Source organism: Pedobacter sp. UBA4863, from assembly GCF_002399615.1.
GTDB lineage: Bacteria > Bacteroidota > Bacteroidia > Sphingobacteriales > Sphingobacteriaceae > Pedobacter.
Genome location: NZ_DHDZ01000016.1, coordinates 1 through 8,290, shown reverse-complemented (window position 1 = coordinate 8,290; position 8,290 = coordinate 1). Strand labels below are relative to the sequence as shown.

Annotated in this window: 8 protein-coding genes; all 8 read left to right on the top strand. The window is 37.2% G+C overall.

Annotated elements, in window-relative coordinates:
- Window positions 1-451 precede the first annotated feature (451 nt).
- Complete coding sequence (rpsT, locus tag B3I52_RS02695; protein WP_293298379.1) at window positions 452-706, top strand: 30S ribosomal protein S20; 255 nt, start codon at window positions 452-454, stop codon at window positions 704-706.
- Window positions 707-785: 79 nt separating this feature from the next.
- A complete protein-coding gene (gene radC, locus B3I52_RS02690) occupies window positions 786-1,484 on the top strand; it encodes a RadC family protein (RefSeq protein WP_293298376.1) in 699 nt (232 codons plus the stop codon).
- 229 nt (window positions 1,485-1,713) lie between these two features.
- Complete coding sequence (locus B3I52_RS02685; RefSeq protein ID WP_293298373.1) at window positions 1,714-2,547, top strand: endonuclease/exonuclease/phosphatase family protein; 834 nt, start codon at window positions 1,714-1,716, stop codon at window positions 2,545-2,547.
- Window positions 2,548-2,690: 143 nt separating this feature from the next.
- The gene (pheT, locus tag B3I52_RS02680) at window positions 2,691-5,087 is read left to right on the top strand and encodes a phenylalanine--tRNA ligase subunit beta (RefSeq protein WP_293298370.1); all 2,397 of its coding nucleotides are present in this window, start codon (window positions 2,691-2,693) and stop codon (window positions 5,085-5,087) included.
- A gap of 87 nt (window positions 5,088-5,174) precedes the next feature.
- Window positions 5,175-5,465, top strand: coding sequence for a hypothetical protein (locus B3I52_RS02675; protein WP_293298367.1), 291 nt, complete (start codon window positions 5,175-5,177; stop codon window positions 5,463-5,465).
- 32 nt (window positions 5,466-5,497) lie between these two features.
- Entirely contained in the window at window positions 5,498-5,788 is a 291-nt protein-coding gene (locus B3I52_RS02670; protein ID WP_293298364.1) for a cell division protein ZapA, read from the top strand.
- Window positions 5,789-6,021: 233 nt separating this feature from the next.
- Window positions 6,022-7,584: a ribonuclease Y gene (rny, locus tag B3I52_RS02665; protein ID WP_293298361.1), complete on the top strand. Its 1,563-nt coding sequence runs from the start codon at window positions 6,022-6,024 to the stop codon at window positions 7,582-7,584.
- A 168-nt stretch (window positions 7,585-7,752) separates the two neighbouring features.
- Window positions 7,753-8,268 (top strand): DUF962 domain-containing protein, encoded by a 516-nt coding sequence (locus tag B3I52_RS02660; RefSeq protein ID WP_293298359.1) that lies wholly within the window; start codon window positions 7,753-7,755, stop codon window positions 8,266-8,268.
- Window positions 8,269-8,290: the final 22 nt, after the last annotated feature.

Sequence of the window (8,290 nt, the reverse complement as noted above, 5' to 3'; positions counted from 1 at the left end):
TTATCTTAAATGCACAACAGGTTTAATAAAATAAAAATACACTTTCTCTTTGTCATCGAGTTAGAAAAGTAAGAGAAGCTTGCTTTGTGTAATTTTGAATGGGTTTTCAGTTAGGGGAAATCTTGGGGAGCAAGTGTGCGCCTTTGAAAATAGTAACCTTTATGTGCGAAACGCGGGAATGCAAAACAGTAACATGGGCTATTGCTTTTTAAGTAAGGCAATAAGATTTTAGACCATCAGATGTTTTTTATCTCGGACTAATGTTAAAAATCATTGTATGAATTAACTTTCTTGCGTTTCTATTTGAGTTAAAAACAATGAAAATTTGTGCGTTTGCAGCGAAATTCAGATCGGGTGAAAATATTTTTAAAAACCATTTTGTATTTTTAAATAATACCTTTATATTTGCAGTCCGAAAATAAAACACAAGAAGATAATAAAAGGCTAAACAATGGCAAATCATAAATCAGCATTAAAAAGAATTAGAGCAAACGCTGCAAAACGTTTACGTAACAGATATCAAGCTAAAACTACACGTACATTTATTAAAAGATTACGTGCTGCTGAAGACAAAAAAACTGGACAAGAATTACTCCCTAAGGTAATTTCTATGTTAGATCGTTTAGCTAAAAAGAACGTTATTCACAAAAACAAAGCATCAAACAATAAAGCTAAGTTAACTAAGTTTGTTAACACTTTGAAGTAATCGCTTTTTTTGCCGATATTAGAAACGGTATCATCCCATAAGGTGATACCGTTTTTTTGTGTTTAAAATTTCAGAGCTTATGTTTAACTATGAAAACAAACTTGGTATAAAAGCTTGGGCAGAGGCCGATAGGCCCAGAGAAAAGCTACTGCAACAAGGGAGAAGACAACTCACCGATGCCGAGCTTATTGCCATATTGATTGGTTCTGGAAGTAAAAATGAAACTGCCGTTGATTTGAGCAAGCGTATTCTCAACTCATGCCACAACGATTTGCACAAGCTGGCACAATTGGGCGTAAAAGAGCTTTCGAAGTTTAAAGGAATTGGCGAGGCCAAAGCAATTGCCATTGTTGCCGCCCTAGAGCTGGGAAGAAGAAGAAAAGATGCAGAAACACCCAAAACACAAAAAATAAACTCGTCTGTGGATGCTTATCGAGCAATAAAGGCCGATTTTGAAGATTTGCCCCACGAAGAATTTTGGCTGCTGCTATTGAACCGTGCTAATATTATTATAGGAAAACATTTTGTAAGCAAAGGTGGGCAGGCAGGAACGGTAGTGGATCCAAAAATGGTTTTTAAAATTGCTTTAGAGCATGGTGCGGCATCTATTGTTTTGATTCACAATCATCCTTCTGGCAACTTAAAGCCAAGTCAAGAAGATATAAATGTTACCAAAAAACTGATGGAATTAGGCAAAATGATGGAGATTGCTGTGCATGATCATCTTATTGTTTATAATAATAGTTTTTTAAGCTTTGCCGATCAAGGTTATATCTAAGGTTTAAATGGCTCAGCTTTTTGGTCGTATAGCAACTGTTTAAAAAAGGAACACCTATTTTACAGGTTGTGTTTGGCGAGGATATCCAAATATTACCTCGAGCTGATAGACATTACTCCGGTGTCTTTATTGTTTTCTTTGAAGGAAATTTAGGCATGCTCTTAATTTCAAAAAGATTAACTTCTCTTTGATTTCAAATTTTTACATTTGAAACAAAACTAAAATAAAAATGAAACGAATTGTAATGGTATTCTTGTCGGCACTATTGGCCGTTCAGTTGTATGCGCAAAAAAGTCAGCCTATAAATGTAATGACCTACAATATAAGGTACAGCACCGAAAAGGATGGAGAAAACGCGTGGTCTAAAAGAAAAGATAAGGTAAAAGCACTCGTCAAATTTCACGATGCCGATATTTTATGTACGCAAGAAGCTTTGGCAGAACAATACGATTTTATCCTAGAAAATTCAGACTTTGAGGCTGTAGGAGCTGGTAGGGATGATGGCAAACGTAAAGGTGAATTTTCTCCAATTTACTACAATAAAAATAGGTTTAGCAAAAAGGATGGCGGTGTGTTTTGGTTATCGCAAACTCCCGATGTGCCAAGCAAAGGTTGGGATGCCATGTTTAACCGTGTATGTACTTGGATACGTTTGTATGATAAGCTGAATAAAAAGGAATTTTTAGTGTTTAACACCCATTACGACCATGTTGGGGTACAAGCCAGAATAGAATCGGCTAAGCTGATAAAGCAAAAGATCCAAGAAATTGCCCCTAAACTTCCTGTGGTTTACACAGGTGATTTAAACGTTACGCCAGAAACCGAGGCTATCGCTACCATCAAATCTTTCTTAAACGACAGTAAAGAAGTTTCAATAGAGCCTCCTTATGGCCCAGAGGGAACTTTTAACGGTTTCAAGTTTAATAGTCCGTTAAAAGATAGGATCGATTATATCTTCGTGAACAAAGGGTTTAAAGTGCAAAAATACGGTGTTTTAACCGACAGTAAAGATCAACGTTATTATTCGGATCATTTGCCGGTTTTTGCGAAATTGTTATTTTAGATATTCGGGTGCTTAAAATGCAGAACTTCCTGTTTAAAACTTTCTCCTTTCCTTATATAATAATATCTTTGCATTTTATTTTGCATGGGGTATGATTTGGTATTAGTCTCAAATCTCATATCTCATATCTCAAATCTAAATAAATGAAAATATCATACAGCTGGCTTAAACAACTACTAAAAACGGATAAAACTCCTCAAGAAATTTCTTTAATTCTAACCAATATTGGTTTAGAGGTAGAAAGCTTGGAGAAAGTACAAACTATTCCTGGCGGATTGGAAGGTTTGATGATTGGTTATGTGGAAGAGCGAGTACAGCACCCTAATGCAGACAGGTTGAGCGTTACCAAGGTAAATGTTGGTGGCCCAGAATTATTGCAAATTGTTTGCGGAGCACCAAATGTAGCCGCCGGGCAAAAGGTAGTAGTTGCCGTTGTGGGCACTACCGTACACCCAAACGAAGGCGAACCTTTTAAAATCAATAAATCAAAGATAAGAGGAGAGGTTTCGGAAGGCATGATTTGTGCCGAAGATGAAATTGGTTTAGGCGGCTCTCATGCCGGGATCATGGTATTGCCAGAAGATGCACAGATAGGTTTAGAAGCTAAAAAATATTTCAACGTTGATGACGATTATCTGTTTGAAATTGGATTGACGCCAAACCGTGCCGATGCAGCTTCGCATTTAGGCGTAGCTAGAGATTTAGCAGCTTATTTGCGCACTGGTTTTGAATTGCCAGATGTTAGTGCCTTTAAGGTGGAGAACGAGCGCTTGAACATTGCGGTAGAAGTAGAAGCTACGGATGCTTGTCCACGTTACAGCAGTGTGAGCGTTAGCGGTGTAACCGTAAAGCCATCTCCAGATTGGTTAAAAGACAAATTGAAAGTAATTGGCGTTCGCCCTATTAATAATATTGTAGATGTTACCAATTACGTATTGCACGAGTTGGGACAACCTTTACATGCTTTTGATGCAGCTAAAATTGCAGGTAAAAAGATTATTGTTAAAAAATGTGCCGAAGGTACTCCGTTCGTAACTTTAGACGAAGTGGAGCGTAAACTTTCTGCCGAAGATTTAATGATTTGCGATGCCGAAAAACCTTTGTGTATTGCAGGTGTTTTTGGCGGAATTGGTTCGGGGGTTACTGAGCAAACCACTACCATATTTCTTGAAAGTGCTTATTTTAATGCAGTTTCTGTACGTAAAACATCGAAAAGGCATGGCTTAAAAACCGATTCCTCTTTCCGCTTTGAGCGTGGTACCGATCCTGAAATTACCATTTTGGCGCTACAAAGAGCTGCTTTGTTAATTAAAGAAGTTGCTGGTGGCGAAATATCTTCCCCAATTGCTGATAGCTATCCAGTAAAAGCTAAACCGTTTGAAGTATCTGTTAAATATCAAAACATGGTAGATTTAATTGGTAAGGCTATTCCTGCTTCAGAAATTAAAGAAATCATCACTTCTCTAGGAATTAGCATTGCGCAGGAAACTGCTGAAGGTTTAGATTTATTGGTGCCAACTTATAAAGTAGATGTTACCCGCGAATGCGATATTACAGAAGAAGTTTTGCGTATCTATGGCTACGATAATATCGAAATTCCGTCGAAAGTAAATGCTTCGTTAGCTTACACCATAAAACCGAATAAGGAAAATATCCAGAATTTAATAGCCGATATGCTTACCGCAAATGGCTTTGTAGAAATTTGGTGTAACTCGCTAACCCGTTTGGCAAACTCTAAAAATGAGGCAGAAGCGGTGCAGATTTTAAATCCGTTAAGTTCTGATTTGAATGCCATGCGCCAAAGTTTGTTGCAACCTGCTTTAGAAAGCGTGGCTTATAATGTTAACCGTAAAAACTCGGATATTAAGTTTTACGAGTTCGGTAAAACCTATCATTTAATTGAAGGTAAATATGTAGAACGCCCTCGTTTGTTAATTGTTTTAAGTGGCGCAAAACAAAGCGAGCAATGGAACCATCTAGCTACGCCCTCAACTTTTTATAATTTAAAAGCAGCGGTAGATGCAGTGGTAACCCGTTTAGGTTTGTCGAGTTTCCAAACAACAGAAATAAACGATGAGAATTTTGCCTACGGCTTAAAGTACTTTAGAGGAGATAAAACCTTAGTAAGTTTTGGTGCCGTAACCCATGCCGATAAAAAAGCAGCAGGTTTGAAACAAGATGTCTTTTACGCCGATTTTGATTGGGCTTTTGTATTAGATGCCTTGAAGAAAAACAAAATTATTAACAAAGAGGTGCCTAAATATCCAGCGGTAAGAAGAGATTTGTCTTTACTGGTAGATCAAGCAGTAACTTTTGATGAGTTAAAAACTATTGCTTTTAAATCTGAAAAGAAATTGGTGAAAAATGTACAGGTATTTGATGTTTACCAAGGCGATAAATTGCCCGAAGGTAAAAAATCTTATGCTTTAAACTTCACTTTACAGGATGAAGAACAGACATTGACCGACAAGCAGATAGATACAATTATGCAAAAGATTATTACTAACTTAGCGCAAACTGCTAAGGCAGAGATAAGATAGAAATAAGTTAAAAGTAGAAAGTTTTGAGTTGAAAGTTTTAGGTAGATACGCCAAAATCATTCTCTCATTAAAAATTAAAATTAAAAGATGGCTGCTGTAGCTGATCAACTAACTAATGTAATGCAAAAAACTGCTCGATTAATTGAGCTATGCAGTGCTTTGCAAGAAGAAAATCATTTATTGAAAGAAGAAAATCAACAGCAAAAACAAGCTTTAGAAAGTGCTAAAAGCACTCATTTAGAGTTAGATGAAAAAATAAGAGTACTCAAATTAGCCAAGAGTATTGAAGGAACAAGTGAAAAGACACTTGACATAAAGCAAAAAATTAACGAATTTGTGCGTGAAATTGATAAGTGTGTGGTGCTGCTTAAAAAATAAGTAAGCAGATTAATTGAAACAAAGCTACGAAAATGGGAGAAATCTCGATTAAAATAACTATCGCCGACCGTATTTATCCGCTAAAGGTAAGTATGGAAGAGGAGGAAATTGTGAGAAGAGCGGCAAAGATTATCAATGAGCGTATAAAAGACTACCAAGAAAATTATGCGGTTAGAGATAAGCAAGACTTGTTGTCGATGGCGGTTTTACACTATGCAACGGCTGTTTTAAAAGCAGAGCATAAGGTACAACACCAAGATACAACTGTAGCCGATAAGGTAGAAGAGCTTGATGGTTTATTAAACGGATTTTTCGCTAGATAAAATGTTTTTATGCCTTTTGGGGTGCTCAAAAGGGTTTTTACAGCTGTAAATTTGGCCGTGGCTAAATTTTTATGTTTCTTTTAATTGGCAAACTATGCACGGAACATATCAATTTAGTGACGGCTTTTTTTATGCAAACCAATATGGCGGTTACTGCCATTAATATATAAACAAACATCAAGTAGAAGAGCGCTGAAAAAAAGTTTTTCTACAATTTAAACAACGAAAAGTAAATGGAAATATTAGGAATAGTAGGATGCGTGCTCGCCAGCTTAATTGTTGGTATAGCAATTGGCAGGTACCTGCTGCGTAACCTGTTAAAACAACAGGAAATAGCAGCACAGGCCAAGGCGAAAAAGATTTTGAAAGATGCAGAAAATAATGCCGAAATCTTAAAGAAAAATAGATTGCTTGAAGCAAAAGAGAAGTTTTTACAGATGAAAGCTGAACATGAGCAACAGGTTAATTCGAGAAATAATGAAGTTGCTCAGCGAGAAAATTCCATTAAACAGAAAGAACAGTCTTTAAACTCTAAATTAGAGAATGCCAACAGAAAAGAGCAAGAGCTAGATAAGCAGAAAGATAATTTAGAGAAACAAACTGCTTTGGCCGTTAAAAAGCAGGAAGAAGTAGATTTAATTAAAAATCAACATGTTCAACAATTAGAAACTATTGCTGGTTTAAGCGCCGAAGAAGCTAAAAGCCAGTTGGTAGAAAACATGAAAGCAGAAGCTCGTTCGCAAGCTTTAATGCAGGTTAAGGATATTGTTGACGAAGCCAAGTTAACGGCTAGCAAAGAAGCCAAGAAAGTAGTCATACAAACCATTCAACGTACCGCGGCAGAGGCAGCAATTGAAAACTCGGTTTCTATTTTTCATATTGATAACGACGAAATTAAAGGTCGTGTAATTGGTAGGGAAGGCCGTAACATTAGGGCTTTAGAAGCAGCTACTGGTATTGAAATTATTGTAGATGATACGCCAGAGGCAATTATCCTTTCCGGTTTCGACCCGGTGAGAAGAGAGATTGCCCGTTTGGCCTTACACCGTTTGGTAACCGATGGTCGTATCCACCCGGCCCGTATAGAAGAGATTGTGGCTAAAACCAAAAAGCAAATCGAAGACGAAATTATCGAAATTGGTGAGCGTACAGTAATTGATTTGGGTATCCACGGTTTGCACCCAGAATTAATTAGAATGGTTGGCCGTATGCGTTACCGTTCGTCTTACGGACAAAACTTACTGCACCACTCGCGTGAGGTAGCTAATTTTTGTGCTACTATGGCTGCAGAGCTGGGCTTAAATGCAAAATTGGCCAAACGTGCCGGTTTGCTACACGATATAGGTAAAGTGCCAGATGATAACCCAGAATTGCCACACGCTATTTTAGGGATGCAGTTGGCAGAGAAATATAAAGAGCACCCAGAGGTTTGTAACGCCATTGGTGCGCACCACGACGAGATTGAAATGACGTCGATGATTTCTCCAATTATCCAAGCTTGTGACTCTATCTCAGGTGCTCGTCCGGGCGCTCGTAGAGAAGTAGTAGAAAGCTACATTAAGCGATTAAAAGAACTGGAAGAACTAGCGCTATCGTATCCAGGGGTAGAAAAAACTTTCGCGATACAAGCAGGTAGAGAGCTACGTGTAGTGGTAGAAAGCGAAAGAGTAACCGACCAACAAGCAGAATTGCTGGCGGCAGATATCTCTAACCGTATTCAAACCGAAATGACTTACCCTGGGCAAATTAAAGTAACGGTAATTAGAGAAACCCGTTCGGTAGCATTTGCAAAATAGTATACCATGTCATTCTGAGCGCAGCGAAGAATCTAAATAATGACCGTCATTTCGACGACGAAGGAGGAGAAATCTAGCAACTTGTTAGATTTCTCACTTAAGGTCGAAATGACGGTTTCTTTTTGAATGCCCTTTTTTCTTATTTTTACAAACCAAAATTAACCTATTATGAGCAAGACTGTAAAAGCACCAGAGAGAAAGCCTGTAGATATCTTATTCGATAAATACGCAGAAAGCCATCAAAATGGAACCAATAAATTAATTCATTGGATTTGTGTTCCATTAATAGTGTTTAGTCTTTTAGGTTTAGTTTGGTTAATTCCATTTCCTCAAATAGAATTTTTAGGCCAATATCAAACTTTTTTCAATTGGGCATCTTTTGTAATAGCTTTTGCCATGTATTATTATTTTACACTTTCGCCAACTTTGTTTTTTCTTATGGTGTGGGTAATATCCATAATGAGCTACGGTATTGTACAATTAGAAATGTGGGAAAAATACCATGATGGTCCTGCGGCATGGGTAATATTTTTAGTGATTTTTGTTTTAGCTTGGGTAGGTCAATTCATTGGCCATAAAATAGAAGGGAAAAAGCCTTCATTTTTAGAAGATGTTAAGTTTCTGTTAATTGGCCCAATTTGGTTATTACATTTTATCTGCAAAAAAATAGGCTTAAAATATTAATAACCTGAACTCGATTAATAAA